This is a genomic window from Kitasatospora sp. NPDC023176, assembly GCF_055560495.1.
In genome coordinates this window covers 114,775-129,313 of the sequence record NZ_JBVHIP010000016.1, presented here as the reverse complement: position 1 = coordinate 129,313, position 14,539 = coordinate 114,775, and the positions used below count along the sequence as shown (strand labels likewise).

Annotated in this window: 12 protein-coding genes; 1 reads left to right on the top strand and 11 read right to left on the bottom strand. The window is 74.7% G+C overall.

Translation table 11 applies throughout. From position 1 onward, the window contains the following. The first annotated feature begins 133 nt into the window (after window positions 1–133). A complete protein-coding gene (paaI, locus tag ACZ3YL_RS22540) occupies window positions 134–547 on the top strand; it encodes a hydroxyphenylacetyl-CoA thioesterase PaaI (RefSeq protein ID WP_188303005.1) in 414 nt (137 codons plus the stop codon). Window positions 548–569: 22 nt separating this feature from the next. Here paaI and ACZ3YL_RS22535 read toward each other — a convergent pair whose 3' ends face one another. The 11 genes from ACZ3YL_RS22535 to ACZ3YL_RS22485 all read right to left on the bottom strand — a co-directional run bounded on the left by ACZ3YL_RS22535 (window position 570) and on the right by ACZ3YL_RS22485 (window position 14,425). Beyond that, window positions 570–1,829, bottom strand: a complete 1,260-nt coding sequence (locus tag ACZ3YL_RS22535; RefSeq protein ID WP_465659342.1) for a phenylacetate--CoA ligase family protein — start codon at window positions 1,827–1,829, stop codon at window positions 570–572. Window positions 1,830–1,883: 54 nt separating this feature from the next. Continuing rightward, window positions 1,884–2,768 (bottom strand): SDR family NAD(P)-dependent oxidoreductase, encoded by an 885-nt coding sequence (locus ACZ3YL_RS22530; protein WP_188303003.1) that lies wholly within the window; start codon window positions 2,766–2,768, stop codon window positions 1,884–1,886. After that, entirely contained in the window at window positions 2,765–4,048 is a 1,284-nt protein-coding gene (locus tag ACZ3YL_RS22525; protein ID WP_465659340.1) for an MFS transporter, read from the bottom strand. Before ACZ3YL_RS22525 ends, ACZ3YL_RS22530 begins: the two co-directional genes overlap by 4 nt. Continuing rightward, window positions 4,045–5,271 (bottom strand): AMP-binding protein, encoded by a 1,227-nt coding sequence (locus ACZ3YL_RS22520; protein ID WP_188303001.1) that lies wholly within the window; start codon window positions 5,269–5,271, stop codon window positions 4,045–4,047. The genes ACZ3YL_RS22525 and ACZ3YL_RS22520 overlap by 4 nt, the downstream gene beginning before the upstream one ends. Further along, window positions 5,268–6,326, bottom strand: a complete 1,059-nt coding sequence (locus tag ACZ3YL_RS22515) for an ATP-grasp domain-containing protein (protein ID WP_188303000.1) — start codon at window positions 6,324–6,326, stop codon at window positions 5,268–5,270. Before ACZ3YL_RS22515 ends, ACZ3YL_RS22520 begins: the two co-directional genes overlap by 4 nt. Continuing rightward, complete coding sequence (locus ACZ3YL_RS22510) at window positions 6,323–7,753, bottom strand: KamA family radical SAM protein (RefSeq protein ID WP_188302999.1); 1,431 nt, start codon at window positions 7,751–7,753, stop codon at window positions 6,323–6,325. Before ACZ3YL_RS22510 ends, ACZ3YL_RS22515 begins: the two co-directional genes overlap by 4 nt. Window positions 7,754–7,759: 6 nt before the next feature. Then, the gene (locus ACZ3YL_RS22505) at window positions 7,760–9,469 is read right to left on the bottom strand and encodes a class I adenylate-forming enzyme family protein (protein WP_465659337.1); all 1,710 of its coding nucleotides are present in this window, start codon (window positions 9,467–9,469) and stop codon (window positions 7,760–7,762) included. Window positions 9,470–9,580: 111 nt separating this feature from the next. Further along, window positions 9,581–11,020 carry a flavin monoamine oxidase family protein gene (locus ACZ3YL_RS22500; RefSeq protein WP_465659335.1) on the bottom strand — a complete coding sequence of 480 codons (1,440 nt, stop codon included), beginning with the start codon at window positions 11,018–11,020 and terminating at the stop codon, window positions 9,581–9,583. Then, a complete protein-coding gene (locus tag ACZ3YL_RS22495) occupies window positions 11,017–11,259 on the bottom strand; it encodes a phosphopantetheine-binding protein (protein ID WP_188302996.1) in 243 nt (80 codons plus the stop codon). The genes ACZ3YL_RS22500 and ACZ3YL_RS22495 overlap by 4 nt, the downstream gene beginning before the upstream one ends. Beyond that, complete coding sequence (locus ACZ3YL_RS22490) at window positions 11,256–12,806, bottom strand: amino acid adenylation domain-containing protein (protein ID WP_465659333.1); 1,551 nt, start codon at window positions 12,804–12,806, stop codon at window positions 11,256–11,258. Before ACZ3YL_RS22490 ends, ACZ3YL_RS22495 begins: the two co-directional genes overlap by 4 nt. A gap of 344 nt (window positions 12,807–13,150) precedes the next feature. Next, complete coding sequence (locus tag ACZ3YL_RS22485; protein ID WP_465659331.1) at window positions 13,151–14,425, bottom strand: sodium/calcium exchanger protein; 1,275 nt, start codon at window positions 14,423–14,425, stop codon at window positions 13,151–13,153. Window positions 14,426–14,539 lie beyond the last annotated feature (114 nt).

The following is a 14,539-nucleotide window of genomic DNA, read 5'->3' as shown; positions in this document are numbered from 1 at the left end:
GCGGGACACCGACGGAGCGCTGACAGCACCGGCAGCCCACCGGCGGGCTGCTGACCGTGCATCAGCCGGTGACCGGAGGCGGCCCGTCCCCTACGCTGGCCCGGACACCGCCGACGGAGGGACCAGCGACGCCATGTTCGACCCCGTGATCGCCGCGCTGTACGAGCGGGACGAGACCAGCCGTTCGCTGGGCATCACCCTGGAGGAGGCGTCCACCGGCCGCGCGGTGATGCGGATGACGGTGGCCGCGACGATGGTGAACGGCCACGGCACGGCGCACGGCGGGTTCCTCTTCCTGCTGGCCGACGCCGCGTTCTCGTACGCCTGCAACAGCCACGGCCCGGTGGCCGTCGCCCAGGCGGCGCAGGTGGCCTTCCTGGCCCCGGCGGCGGTCGGGGACGAGTTGGTCGCCGAGGCGGTGGAGCGCTCGCGGGCCGGGCGCAGCGGGATCTACGACGTGACGGTGCGCCGGGCGGCGGACGGCGGGGTGATCGCCGAGTTCCGGGGGCAGAGCGTGGTGATCGGGGTCCGGCCGCAGGGCGGTTGAGCGGCCGGCCCCGCTGCGTGGGCTACTCCCGGGGGCGCTCGTCCAGGACCTGCTGGAGCTTTCCGGTCCGCGGGTTGGTGACCAGCTCCGAGCGCGGCACCCATTCCACCGTGAGGTCGTGGATGCTGCCGAGGGCGGCCTCCGCCGGGTAGAGCGGCAGCGCCGCGTGGACGGCGGCGACGAGCCGGCCGGCCAGGTCGGCGGGCGGCGGCGGTCCGAGGTGGCCGAGCCGCAGGATGACGCCGTCCCGGCCGTCCCAGCGCCGTTGCACCAGCTGCATCCCGGCGATGTTGCGGCCGGGGTCGGCGGCGAGCAGGACGGCGCGGATCTCCTCGGTGGGCAGGGTGACGGTGCCGACCCGGGCGCCCTCGGTGGAGCGGCCGAGCAGCCGGAAGCGGCGGCACTCGCCGTCGACCCACTCGGCGCGGTCGCCGGTGGGGTAGCGCAGGATCGGCATCAGGGTGCGGAACAGGTTGGTGACCACGACCCGGCCGGGCGTGCCGGGGGCGGTGACGGCCTCGCCGGTGACCTCGTCGAGCAGTTCCACCACGGTGCGCTCGGCGAAGGCCTCGTGGATCCGGACGTCGTCGCCGGGGACGGGCGCGCCGACCAGCCCGGCGTCGTTGGAGGCGTAGCCGACGGAGGCGACGGCCGCCCCGGGGAAGGCCCGGGAGAGCAGCGGGCGCAGGTCGGCGAAGAGCAGGTCGCCGCCGAACAGCAGCAGTTCCACGCCGTCGGCGCGCTCGCCGCGGGAGAGCAGGCACTCGGCGACGGCGCTGAGCTTCATCGGCTCGCCGGCCAGCACCTGCACGCCGAACCCGGCGATCAGGTCGGCGATGTAGCCGTCCGGGGCGGCGCCGCCGACGCCGAGGCGGACGTTGTCCACCGGGGCGTGGTGCAGGGCGTTCTCGATGTAGAGGAAGCCGCCGTAGAGTTCGCCGGCGGTGAAGAGGTTGGCGACCCGGTGTCCGGGTCGCAGGCCGGCCCGGACGAGACCGGCGCCGAAGGCGGTGACCGAGTCGGCGTGCTCGGTGCGGGTCCACGGCGAGAACTTGGGGACGCCGGTGGTGCCGCCGGTCTTGTAGACCCCGGCGTCGGTGAGCGGGCCGGTCAGCACCCGGTTGTCGGGCCAGGTGTTGGCCGTCCAGAACGCGGTCTGGTCGATCACCGGCAGCTGGTCGAGCCGGTCGGCGCCCTCGGGCAGGTCGCGGTAGAGGTCGGCGTAGAAGGGCGAGTTGGCGCGGGCGAAGCGGATCAGCTCGGCCAGGGGCTTGGCGGGCACGGCGGGCTCCGGGGGTCGGGGGTCGGCGGGGTCCGGGTCGGTGGGGTGGGTGGATCAGGAGGAGGGCCGGCCGAGCCAGCCGCGGGCGAGGGACTGGACGGCGGAGCCGTCGGGGTCGGCGAGTTTGGCGGCCAGGTAGTCGGCGGCCCAGGCGTTGGCGGGCACCCGGAACGGGGGACGGCGGGCGCGCAGGGTGCGCAGCACCACCTCGGCGACCTCCCGGGCCGGCTGGCCGGCCGACTCGAAGCCCTGGCCGCCGAGCTGGGCGAGGTAGCCGGCGAAGGTGGGCGCGTACGGGCCGGAGGCGGCCTGGAGGGTGGTGCGGTCGATGTCGGGGAAGACGCCGAACTCGGTGTCGGGGACGAAGCCCGGAACCACCACCGACACCCGGACGCCGTGCGCCGCGGCCACCGGGGCGAGCGCCTCCAGGAAGCCCTCGACGGCGAACTTGGCGGCGCAGTAGGCCTCGTTGAAGGGCTGGCCGACCACGCCGTGCACGCTGCCGACGGTGACCAGCCGGCCGCCCGCGGCGCGCAGCAGCGGCAGGGCGGCCCGGCTGACGGTGGCGACGCCGAAGAAGTTGACGTCCAGGTTGGCGCGCAGTGCCGCGTCGGTGGACATCTCCAGGGTGGGGTCGGAGTTGGAGACGCCGGCGTTGTTGACGACGGCGTCGAGCCGGCCGTACCGCCGGTGCACGGCGGCCAGGCAGTCGGTGACCGATCCGGGGTCGGTGACGTCCAGTCGGCGGACGTCCAGGGTGACTCCGGCGGCCTCGGCGGCGGCGCGCAGGGCCTCGGCCCGGGCGGGTGCGCGCAGGGTCGCGACGGTGGTGTAGCCGGCCCGGGCCGCGGCGACGGCGGTGGCCAGGCCGATGCCGGAGGAGGTGCCGGTGATCAGCAGCACCTGGCCGGCAGGGTCCTCGGGCTGCGGCTCGGTCACGCGGCGCCCTCCCCGGGGGCCGCCTTGGCGCGCTCGGCCGCGTCCAGCAGCGGCTGGAGGCCGAGGGCGGGGACGAAGGAGCAGGCCGCCAGCAGGGTGCCGCCGGCCATGGTGGACCGGGCGGCGTCCAGGACGCCGAGCGGTCCGGTGAGCAGGGTGACGGCCAGGCCGCCGATCAGCGCGGCCAGCGGGATCACCCCCCAGGTGACGGTGCGGAAGGCGGCGTGCATCACGCCCTGGTTGCGCGCGGACATCCGGGACTGCCGGGCGGGGGCGCTGCACACGTTGATGCAGGACATGAAGAAGCCGTAGCAGCCCATGGTCACGGCGATCACCGGGCCGGCCGGCAGCGCGGGCGCGGCGAGCACGCCGAGGCCGACCAGGCAGTGCAGCAGCAGCGACCAGGCCATCGTCCGGCCGAGGCCGAACCGCCGGGAGAGCCGGGGCGCGACCACGGCCCCGAGCAGCGCGCCGAGCGCCGCGACGGACATGGCCGCGCCGAAGACGCCGACCCGCACGCCCAGGCCGCGGTAGGCCAGGACGGGCAGCACGGTGACGAACACCGGTCCGCCGGAGTTGAGGATCACGGCCGCCAGCACCACCCGGCGCAGCACCGGGTCGGACCAGTTGAGCCGGAAGCCGCGGGTCAGCCGCTCCCGGACGGAGCCCTCCTCGACCGTCCGCTCGCCCCAGGGGCGCATGGCGCGGAAGCAGACCGCCGAGACCAGGTAGCTGGCCGCGTCGACGAGCAGGGCGGCCACGCCGAGCGCGCTGTAGAGGGCGGCGGCGATGGACGGCCCGGCCACCTCGGAGACCGAACCGCTGCCCTCCAGCCGGGAGTAGGCGCGGACCATGCCGTCCTCGGGCACCACGGCGGGGACGGCGACCAGGTAGCCGACGTTGAAGAAGATGGTCGCGCCGCTGATCACGGCCACGCAGCCGAACAGCAGCGGGGTGGAGAGCACGCCGAGCGCGTAGGCGAGCGGGATCGCGGCGACGGCGGCCAGCCGGACCAGGTCGCAGACGAGCATGGTGCGGCGCTTGTCCCAGCGGTCGACCAGCACTCCGGCGATCGGGCCGAGCAGCGGGATGCCGAGGTACTGGGCCATCGCCACCACGCCGACCTGGAGGGCGGAGGCGTGCAGCGCGAAGATCATCAGGGTCGGGACGACGAACACGGTGACCTTGTCGCCGACCAGGCTGACGGTCTGTCCGGCCCAGAAGAGGTCGAAGCCGCGCCCGAGCGGGGCCGGCCGGGCCGGGGCGGTGTCCGCCGTCATGCCTCCTCCCGGAGGACCAGCGCGGCGGTCTTGCCGGTGCGGCCGTTGCTGACCAGCTCCGCCACCGGGCGGACCCGGAAGGAGCCCGGGTCGTGCTGGAAGGCGGTGCCGAGGGTGAGGGTGGCGGTGAACAGTTCGGTGCGCAGCCGCTCGACGTCGGGGGCGGGTGCCGCTCCGGTGGGCACCACCAGGACCTCCACGCCGGTCGCCCGGCCGGCCCGTTCGGTGAGCACCACCTGGGCCCGGGCCACGCCCGGGGTGCGCTCCGCCCGGGCGATCAGCTCGTCCACGTCCAGCCCCAGGCCGCGCACCTGCACGACGCTGTCGCGCCGGCCCAGCACCCGCATGGCCGGCTCCGGGCGGCCGCACCGGCAGGTGGTCAACTCGCCCGCGTCGCCGGTGCGATAGCGCAGCACCGGGTTGAGCATCTCGGGGTCGAGGGTGGTGAAGTCCAGCAGGCCGTCGGCGTCGGTGTGCACCAACTGGTGCGGCAGCGGGTGGAAGACGTCCGCCGGGCAGTCGGGGGTGTTGGTGCCCACCACCCAGGTCTCGGTGCTGCCGAACATGCCCCACCGCCGGGCCTGCGGGGCGACGGCGGCCAGGTCGGCCGCCAGCTGCGGCTGCCAGGCCTCCCCGAGCCACAACACCTTGCGCAGTGCGGGGAGTCGGACCCCGGCGGCGCGGGCCTGGGAGAACCACAGCCGCAGCACGCTGGGGGTGCCGCCGATGGCCGTCACCCGGCGGGCGGCCAGGAACTCCAGCCAGCCGCCGTACTCGTCCCCGGCGACGGAGCCGAGGGCGATGATCCGGCAGCCGGAGAGGTCGGCGAGCGCGGCGGCGAGGAAGTGCGCGCCCCACATCCGGCCGGCGCCCCAGGCGTTGACGAAGACGTCGGCGCGGTCGAGCGGCTGCCAGTGGGCGTGCACACCGGCCATGTAGAAGCCGGTGGGGGCGTAGCCGACCTTCGGGGCGCCGGTGGAGCCGCCGCTCTGGAACAGCCAGGTGGCGGACTGCTCGGCGGCCGGCTCCAGGTGGGCGAGGGCGGTGTTGAGGTCGTCCTTGGCCAGCGGGGGGAGTTCGGCGAGCCGCTCCAGGCTGTCGGCGTCCAGGTGCGCCGGGTAGCGCGGGGCCAGTGCGGGGACGCTCCGCAGCCGCTCCAGGGTGCGCCGGGCCACGTGCAGCCGGGGCCCGGCGGCCTCGGGGGCGAGCGAGAAGGCGGTCATCGGGGTCCGTCCGGTGCTGGGGGGAGGGTGAGCGGGCGGGCGCCGTCGGCGAGCCAGGTGGCGTGGCCGTCCCGGTAGGCGGCGAACCGGGCCCGGGTGACGTCCCGTTGCAGGGTGCGGTCCGGGTCGGTGTAGTCCGGGGCGATCACGCCGTCCGGTTCCAGTTCGGAGAACCAGTAGCGCTCGCCGTCGTACAGGAAGTCGACGCAGAAGAACGGGATCGGCAGCCGTTCGGCGAACCAGGCGGTGGCGGCGGCGAGTTCGGGCGGCACCGGGGGGAACTCCATGGCCCCGCCGCGGCTGGCGTTGGCGACCGGGGAGCCGGGCTCGGGGGTGCGCTTCATCACCGCGTAGGGGCGGCCGTCGACCACGTACACCCGGTAGTCGATGGTGCCGTCGCCCAGGTACGGCTGGATCACCAGGGTGGTGTCGCCGCCCTGGGCGAGGCTGGCCAGGCCCCGGACGTCCTCGGGGCCGTGGGCCAGGTTGATCCCGCCGCCGCCGCACCAGCCGGCGGGTTTGACGATGGCCGGGTAGGTCATCGCCCCGAGCGCGACCTCGTAGCCGTACTTGGCGGTGTCCCGCCCGGTGCCGATCCGTACGGTCGGGATGGTCGGCACCGGGGAGCCGGCCAGGAACAGCAGGGTAGCCAGCTTGTCGTTGCCGATCAGCGACACCTGGGGCGGGAACGGCAGGTAGAAGCCGGCCTGTTCGAGCACCGCGTAGAGGGAGTACTGGTTGAAGACGTCCATCGACTGGTACGGCAGCGAGTAGAGCGCGGTGATGAACAGGGTGTCCTCGGGGGTCACCGGCTCGTCGTCCACGTACACCCGGGGGCGGCCGGGGCCGGTGGCGTCCACGCTGACGGCGTCCGGGGCGTGCCGGCTCCAGCGCAGGCCGAGGCCGGCGGCGCTCTCGGCGTAGAGGTCCCAGAAGAAGCCGTGCCACATCTCGGCCATCCGGGAGGACTCCCGGTCGGGGAAGATCCAGCACATCCGGCGCAGCGGGCCGGCCGGGTCGCCGGGTCGGGGGCGCTCGGCGGCGCGGGTGTTCATCGGGCTCCTCGGGGTGCGGGGGCGGCGGACGATCCGGCCCACCAGCGGCGGCCGGCCTCGGGGAGGGTGTCCACCGGGTCGTAGTAGGGGTGGCGCCGTTCGAGCGCGGCCTCGTCGGCCGTTCCGCCCTCCAGGCTGGTGCGGTAGTTCTTGGTCCAGTACGAGATGCCGCGCTCGCGGTCGTACGCCACGGCCTGGTGCACCCAGCGCTTGCCGACGCGCGGGACGTCGCAGACCAGGCGGGGCGTGGCGTAGCCGGGCAGGTAGCCCATGATCGCCTCCTGGAGGTGTTGCGCCCGGTGCAGCGGGGTGCGCCAGTGCTCGGCGCCCGGGACGAGGTCGCAGAGGTAGAAGTAGTACGGCAGGACGTTGGCCTCGCCCTGGAGGGCGAAGCAGAGGTCCAGCAGGTCCTCCGGGGTGTCGTTGACGCCGCGCATCAGCACGCCCTGGTTGCGGACGTCCCGTACGCCCGCGTCCAGCAGCGCCCGGGCCGCCTCGGCGACCAGCGGGGTGACGGAGCGGACGTGGTTGGCGTGGGTGTGGACGGCGAGGTTGACGGCCCGGCGGGCGGCGACGGCGGCGACCCTCGCCACCCCCTCCAGCACCCGGGGCTGCAGCCAGTGCTGGGGCAGGCCCACCACGGCCTTGCTGGCCAGCCGGATGTCGCGGACCGAGCCGAGGTCCAGCAGCCGCAGCAGGAAGGACTCCAGGCGCGGCCAGGGCACGTTGGCGAGGTCGCCGCCGGAGACCACCACGTCGCGCACCGAGGGGGTGCGCTTGAGGTAGTCGAGCATCTGCTCCTGCCGGTCGGCGGGGCGCAGCAGCAGCCGGGTCTTGGCGACCTGCGGGGTGGAGGTGCCGACCAGGTCCATCCGGGTGCACTGCCCGCAGTACTGGGGGCAGGTGGCGGTCAGTTCGGCGAGCACCTTGGTGGGGTAGCGGTGGGTCAGGCCCTCGACGGCCCACATGTCCGCCTCGTGCAGGGAGTCCCGTTCGGCCAGCGGGTGGCTGGGCCAGCGCGGGTGGCGGTCCGCCCGTACCGGCAGCATGTAGCGGCGCACCGGGTCGGCCAGGAAGGCCTCGGTGAAGGCCCGCGGTTCGGGCGGGGCGTCGGCCGCCATGGTGTTCAGCACCTGGGGCGGCAGCAGCACCGGCATGGTCGCCAACTCGGCCTGGTCGGCGGCGAGTTCGTCGTAGAAGCGGTCGGTGAGCAGCTCGCCGACGACGGCCCGCAGTCGGCGGGCGTTCTGCACGGAGTGGGCGCGCTGCCACTGGGGGTCGCGCCACTGCGCCGCGGTGACCTGCCGCCAGCCGGGCAGCCGGCGCCAGTCCGGTTCGACCAGTGCCGTCCGTACGTACTGGTACGGCTGGCGGATCGCCGGACGGTCCGCGGGGTGGTCCGCGGGGTGGTCGGCTGGGTGGTCCACGGCGCCCTACCGGCCGGTGAGGAGGCCGGCGTGGCGGGTGCGCAGCTCGCGTTTGAGGACCTTGCCGGTCGGGCCGAGCGGGAAGTCCGCCGGGGTGCGGGCCAGCCGGACGGCGGCGAGGGCGGCCAGTCCGGCGGCGGCCAGCGCCTCGTTGGCGGCGGACCGGACCACCTCCTCGGCGTCGGCCTGCGCCACCTCGGCCTGCAACTGGACGACCGCTATGGGCAGTTGCCCGGCGCCGGAGCCGGCCGGGACGCCGACCACCGCGCAGTCCCGGACGAGGTCCGCGCAGTCGGCCAGCAGCACCTCCTCGATCGGCAGGCTGTAGACCGGGCCGTCGACGGTGTCGATGACGTCCACCGTGCGGTCCAGGTGGTGGAAGCGGCCCTCGGCGTCGCGGCGGGCGACGTCGCCGGTGAGCCAGTAGCCGGCCAGCTCGAAGCTCGCGGTGAGCCGCTCGTCGTTCCAGTAGCCCGGGGTCAGCGAGGGGGAGTCGACGGCCAGCAACCCGACGGTGCCGTCCGGGACTTCGACGCCGTCGTGGTCCAGCACGGCGGCCCGGCGCACCACCTCCAGCGGCTTGCCGACGCAGCGGTCGTCACGCTCGCTCTCCGGGGTGGTGACCTGGCCGAACAGGGCCATGCCCATCTCCGAGGAGCCCAGTCCGTCGACGAACTGCGAGCCGGGCAGGGCGGGTTGCCCGGCCTGCTGCGGCGGCAGCAGCCAGGGGCGGATCAGTCCGGCGGGCCGCTCGCCGAGGGTGACCAGCCGGCGGATGTGCCCGTGGTGGGCGCTGTCGCCGGTGTTGAACCAGGAGTGCACCCGGGCCGCGCCGCGCACCGGCAGCTCGCCGGTGGCCAGTTCGACGAAGGTCCGGGGGAAGGAGGCGACCATGGTCGGCTGGAACGCCTCCATCACCGGTTCCACCACGGCGCGCCGCCAGTCGGCCATCACCACGGTCGGCAGCCCGAGCAACACGGCGGTGAGGAAGTAGCTGAGGCCGCCGGCGTGGGTGTGCGGCATCAGCGACATCAGCCGGTCGTACGGCTCGGCGGGGAAGCGGGTCATCCGGGGCTGCTTGCCGTCCCAGAAGCCTCGGTGCGCCAGCATGGTCGACTTGGGGGTGCCGGTGGTGCCGGAGGAGTGGATCAGCGCCACCACGTCGTCGTCGGCGTGCCGGTACGGGTGGCCGGCGGGCAGGTCGACGGCGGCGGCGTCGAAGGCCCGCACCTCGGCGGCCAGGGCGAGGAAGCGCGGGCGCCGCTGCGGGTCCTGGCGGTAGGCGGCGGCGAGCCGGGTGGTGTCGTCGGCGACCACGCCGACCACGCCGACGTGGTCCAGGTAGCGCACCAGCACGTCGTGCCGCATCGCGTCGTTGACCAGCGCGGGGACGGCGCCGAGCGAGGTGAGCGCGAGGAAGTGCAGCAGCGGCTCCAGGCCCTCGCCGACCACCACGGCGACCGGCTCGCCGGGGCGCACCCCGTTGGCGTGGTACCAGGCGGCGTAGCGGTCGCGCAGGGCGACCAGGTCGAGCAGGCTGTGGCCGCGCAGCACGACCTCGCCGCGGTGGTCGGTGCGGTGGGTGAAGACGAACGGGACGGACCGGTGGGGGTTCGCCGCGACCGCGTGGTCGAGGAAGTTGCCGGCCCCGAGGGCGGGCTCGGTCATCAGCCGCTCGCGGGCGGCGAGGGGCGTGATGGGGGTCTGGTCGCTCATGGCGGTCTCCGGGCGTGGGGTGCCGGACGCGCGGCCTCGTGGGACGGGCGCCTGGGGGGATGGTGAGGGTGAGGGTGAGGGGGAGGTGGGGCCGGGGGAGGGGACGCGGGCTCAGCCGCGGGCGAGGACCTCGGCGACCACCCGGTGGCCGGAGCGGATCGCGCCCTCCATCAGGCCGAAGAACGCGGTGCTGGTCTCGGTGCCGGCCCAGTGCACCCGCTGGTGCGGCGCGGTCAGCGTCGGGCCGGTCCGGATCCAGTCACCGGGCCCCAGCAGGGCGGCGTAACAGCCCCGGCTGAACGGGTCGTTGACCCAGTCGGTGACGTGGACGCCGAGCGGCTCGGGGAGCATCGGGAACAGCCGCGCGGCCTGCTCGACGGCCTCGGCGCGCTGCCGCTCGGGGGTGAGCGCGCCGAAGCGGTGGGCCTCGGCGCCGGTGACGAAGCCGGTCAGCACGCCGATCCCGTCCGCCGGTGAGCAGGCCCCGGAGGAGCAGTCCCCGGAGGAGTAGCCCCCAGGCGAGTCGTCCCCGGATGAGCCGCTCCCGGGTGAGCCGCTCCCGGGCGAGTCGTCCACGGTGGAGAGCAGCGGCCCCCGGGCGTTGACCGACCAGCCGGAGAGGCCGTGCTCGCGCCAGAGCGGGGACGGGTAGACCAGGTGGACCTTGATCGCGCAGCCGCGCGTGGTGCGCTCCCCGGCCCGGGGCGCGGGCAGCGGGGGCTGGTAGGCGATCGTGTCGGCGAGCAGGGGCGGCAGCGCCAGCACCGCGACGTCCGCCCGGTAGGCGCCCCGGTCGGTGTGCACCGTCACCGCCCGGTCGTCCTGGTGGACGGCCCGGACCGCCTCGCCCAGCCGGACCCGGGCGCCCAGCGGTTCGGCCAGCCGCTCGCACAGCTGGTGGGCGCCGCCGTCGATCCGGTCCTGCTGGGCGCCGCCGGCGAAGGCGTTGAGGTAGCGCAGGCCGCCGCCGGAGCGCAGGTAGAAGGCGAGGTGCAGGACGGAGAGGTCGGCCGGGTCGGCGGCGCACATCTCGCCGAGGAAGAGCGGGAGGAAGAGCCGGGCGTCCGGGTGGGTGAGGTGCCGCTCGGCCCACTCGGCGACGGTCAGGGCGTCCAGCCGTTCGGCGTCCGGGGTGAGCCAGGGGGCCTCCGGCCGTACCGTGTCGGTGAGTTCGGCCAGTCGCTCGAAGAGGTCGCCGAGGGCGACGGCGTCGAGCGGGGGGAACCGGCCGTCCCGGGTGGCGGGTTCGGCGGAGCCGTCGTGCCGGGTGAGGGCGAAGCGGCTGGCGCCGAGCATCATGGTGGGGGTGGTCTTGAGCCCCAAGTCGGCAGCCAGGGCCAGCAGTTCGGTGTGCCGGTCGCCGAGGTAGGCGGCCCCGGCGTCGACCAGGACGCCGGGGGCGGCCTCGATGCCGTGGGTGCGTCCGCCGACCCGGTCCCGGGCCTCCAGGACGGTGACGGCGTACCCGCGGGCGGCCAGTCCGGTCGCCGCGGTGAGGCCGGCCAGGCCGGCGCCGACCACGACGGTGGTACGTCTGTGGTCCTCGTTCACGCGGCGGCCGCGATGCGCTGGGCGAGGCCGGCCGGGGTGGGTGCGAGCAGGAAGTCGTCGAAGGTCAGCTCGACGCCGTGGGCGCGGGCGACGGCGCTGAGCACCCGGGTGGCGACCAGGGAGTCGCCGCCCAGGTCGAAGAAGTCGGAGTCGGCGGTGACGTCCTCGCGTTCCAGCACGCGCCGGAAGACGGCCACCAGGGTCTGGGTGCCGGCGGGGGAGGTGAGGTCGGTGCTCATGGGGAGGTCTCCTTCGACCTGTCGGGGGAGCCCGCGTAGCGCAGGTGGCAGCCGGTCCGGTCGACCTTGCCGCTCGGGGTGTGCACCAGGGCGGGTACCAGGGTGATCCGGCCCGGCACGAGGTGGCCGGGGACGCGCGCCCGCAGGTGGCGCAGCAGTTCGCGGTCCAGCTCGGCGGAGGCGGCGTACGGGCGGGCCACCACGTACGCGACCAGGGTGGTGCGGCCGGCCGTGGTGACGCCGGTGACGGCGGCGGCGGTGACGTCCGGGTGGCCGGTCAGGTGCGCCTCCACCTCGGCCGGGTCCACCCGGATGCCGCGGACCTTCAACTCGCCGTCCAGACGGCCCTGGTGGGTGAGCAGTCCGTCCGGGTCGCGGCTCATCCGGTCGCCGGTACGGAAGAACCGTTCGCCGTCCAGGGTGGTGAACCGCGCCGCGCCGGCCTCGGGCAGGCCGAGGTAGCCGAGTGCGAGGGACGGGCCGCCGATCAGCAACTCGCCCTGCTCGCCGAGGCGTTCGACGACGTGCGGCAGGGCGCGGCCGATCGGCGCGCGGGCGGTGCCGTCCCAGCTCCGCCCGGGGGCCAGTGGGCCGGCGAGGTCCACGGCATGGGTGATCTGGGTGGTTTCGGTGCAGCCGTAGGTGTTGAGCAGCCGGATCCCCCTGGTCGGCAGCCGGGCCCAGTCGGCCAGTCTGGCGGGCGCGGCGGCCTCTCCGCCGATGACCAGCAGGCGCAGGCAGGGCGGAAGCCGGTCGCCGGAGTCGACCAGGTGGTGGACCAGTTCGTGCCAGAAGGCGGTGGGCAGGTCGAGCACGGTGATCCGCTCGCGTTCGACCAGCCGCAGGAACCGGGGGAAGGAGCCGCTGTGCGCGTCCCGGTCGATGACCAGGGTCGCGCCCGTGGCGAGGGTCGGGAGGATCTCCTCGAAGCAGGTGTCCCAGTTGAGCGAGGCGAACTGGAGCACCCGGTCCTCGGGGGTGAGCCGGAACAGCCCGCCCAGGGCGTGGGCGGTGGCCGAGACGGCCCGGCGGGGTGTCAGGACGGGTTTCGGCTGCCCGGTCGAACCCGACGTGAAGAGAATGTAGGCCGGTTGTTCCGGGCCTGCCCCGGGCGGGTGTGCCGGGGGGCTTCCCGGGGGGTCCCCGGAGTTTTTTGATGGGTCTGGTAACTCCACTAATCGGATGTCGAGTTGGAGGAGGTCGGGGGAGCCCGCGGACACCGCGGTACGGCATCGCGCGGCCGCCGCCATGGCGTGTCGGCGGGCCGCCGGGAATGCCGGATCGATGGGGCAATAGGTGCCCCCGGCGGTCAGCACGCCGAGAAGTGCGACCACCGTTTCCGGTGCGTGGACGGCCGGCACGGCGACCGTGCCGGGATCCGGGCCCAGGCGCGTGGCCAGGGCGTTCACCGCCTCCTGGAGGCGGTGGTAGGTGAGGGCGCGTCCGTTGTGGACGATCGCCGGACGAAGGGGATTTCGACGTGCGATATCACTGAACACGTCAAGTAGGTCGGGGGCGACCTGGAGGGAACCGTGATTATTTGACATGCCCGCCCCAAATGCGCTGAGAACTGCTCATCCGTGCTCGGCGAACGGCGACTCTACCTTCGAACATGCGTGGCGACAATGGATGTTGAGGGTGTTCTTCCAAGGCTCCGTGGCGGAACTGTGAACCACTCCCGGTCGGTCCCTTCGTTCGGGTAGGGACGATGCCGACAAGCGGGTCTGACGGGCTGCCATCTTCACAGCGGGCCCCGGGTTCCGGCGGATCCACGCGCACCACTTGCCCCGCCGCCCGCCGTTCGCTTGACTACCACTCGGAACGGAGCGGGGCGATGCTCGCTTCCTGCGCTCGCCGGCGCGGCCGTCAGGGGTCGGTGCGGTCAGTGCGGTCAGTGCGGATCGCCCGCGATCCGGCCCGCCAAGGCCCGTACGGTGGGCGGCAGTTCACGCAGGCGCAGAGCCAGCAGCGGAAGCGCCAGGCCGAGGTACACCCAGCTGAGCACCAGCCGGGAGGACTCGCCGGGCAGCGCGAACTGGGCGGCGAACAGCACCAGCAGCAGGGCGGCCTTCCAAGGGAGGAAGCGGAGGTCGAGGAGGAGGACGACGGCGAGGACGGTCTGGGCGGCGGTCAGCAGCACCTCGTCCACCTGGCGTTCCACCAGGGGGAGCGAGGCGGGGCCGCCACCCAGCAGGTGGGCGAGCGGCAGGCAGCCGATCAGCAGCGTCCACTGGTTGACCTTGCTGGAGAGCAGTGCGCCCAGGCCGTCGTCGCCGCGCAGCCGCCAGGCGAAGACCACCGCGACGATCAGCTCGGGCGCCTCGGAGGCCAGCGGGGCCAGCCACTGCACCAGCAGGAAGCGGTCGATGCCGAGCGAGGAGCCGGCGTCGACCAGCGAGGTGGCGAACGGCTCGGCGCAGGCGAAGACCACGGCGGCGGCCGCGGTGAACACCAGGACGGTGACGGCCTGGCGGCGCTGGGCCGGAAGCAGCGCCAACCGGGCCGGGACGCCGACGAGTTCCTCCTCGTCGGTCTCGCTGCAGCGGCTGATCCGGAACAGGTAGTAGGCGTACCAGGCGATCAGCACCACCGAGAGTACCCAGGAGATCCGCCGGGTCGCCGGCATCACGAACGCCACCAGGGCGGCGGCGCCCAGGAACGCGGTGTCGATCCGGCGGTGCTCGCGCAGCACGATCCCCGGGGCGATCCCCCGGCGGCGGGCGGCGAAGTACGCGGCCAGCGCGACCAGCGGCCAGCCGACGCCGACCAGCAGCCGGTTGGCGCCGGTCATGTTGGCGGCCGCGTAGGCGGCGTACTCGGGGCGGGTGCCGGCCGTGTAGGCGAACCAGAGGTCGACGGCGTACTCGGGCAGCACCGCGATGAAGGCCAGCAGCGCGAGCGCCAGCGGTCCGGAGATGTCCGCCCGGGCGGTCTCCGCCGCCCACATCAGCAGCAGCGCCGCCGACAGCACCCCGAGGCCGAACAGCAGCATCCCCGGCACCGGTGCGGGGTGGATCCCGGCCAGCCGCAGCACCACGGCGGGCAGCGCACCGGCAGCGGCGACCGCGATCCGCAGCGCCGTCACCGCCCCGCCGGGCGGCGGCGCGGACGGGACCTCGGCGGTGCCCGGGGGCGGGGCTGCGGTCGCGGGTGACTCGTGGGCCATCGGCCGTCCTCGTGCTCGTCAGCTCGTCCGCTCGTCGCCCGGCCGGGCAGGAGCGGGAGGGGGAACGCGAGCAGGCTAGGGGCGGCCCGAGCCGGCGCCGGGAGCACGGCGCGG

What these genes read in the sequence shown, in the direction of transcription:
- ACZ3YL_RS22490 (WP_465659333.1), bottom strand. Translation starts at nt 12,806, where the DNA reads ATGTCAAATAATCACGGTTCCCTCCAGGTCGCCCCCGACCTACTTGAC.
- ACZ3YL_RS22485 (WP_465659331.1), bottom strand. Translation starts at nt 14,425, where the DNA reads ATGGCCCACGAGTCACCCGCGACCGCAGCCCCGCCCCCGGGCACCGCC.
- ACZ3YL_RS22505 (WP_465659337.1), bottom strand. Translation starts at nt 9,469, where the DNA reads ATGAGCGACCAGACCCCCATCACGCCCCTCGCCGCCCGCGAGCGGCTG.
- ACZ3YL_RS22495 (WP_188302996.1), bottom strand. Translation starts at nt 11,259, where the DNA reads ATGAGCACCGACCTCACCTCCCCCGCCGGCACCCAGACCCTGGTGGCC.
- ACZ3YL_RS22525 (WP_465659340.1), bottom strand. Translation starts at nt 4,048, where the DNA reads ATGACGGCGGACACCGCCCCGGCCCGGCCGGCCCCGCTCGGGCGCGGC.
- ACZ3YL_RS22515 (WP_188303000.1), bottom strand. Translation starts at nt 6,326, where the DNA reads ATGAACACCCGCGCCGCCGAGCGCCCCCGACCCGGCGACCCGGCCGGC.
- paaI (WP_188303005.1), top strand. Translation starts at nt 134, where the DNA reads ATGTTCGACCCCGTGATCGCCGCGCTGTACGAGCGGGACGAGACCAGC.
- ACZ3YL_RS22520 (WP_188303001.1), bottom strand. Translation starts at nt 5,271, where the DNA reads ATGACCGCCTTCTCGCTCGCCCCCGAGGCCGCCGGGCCCCGGCTGCAC.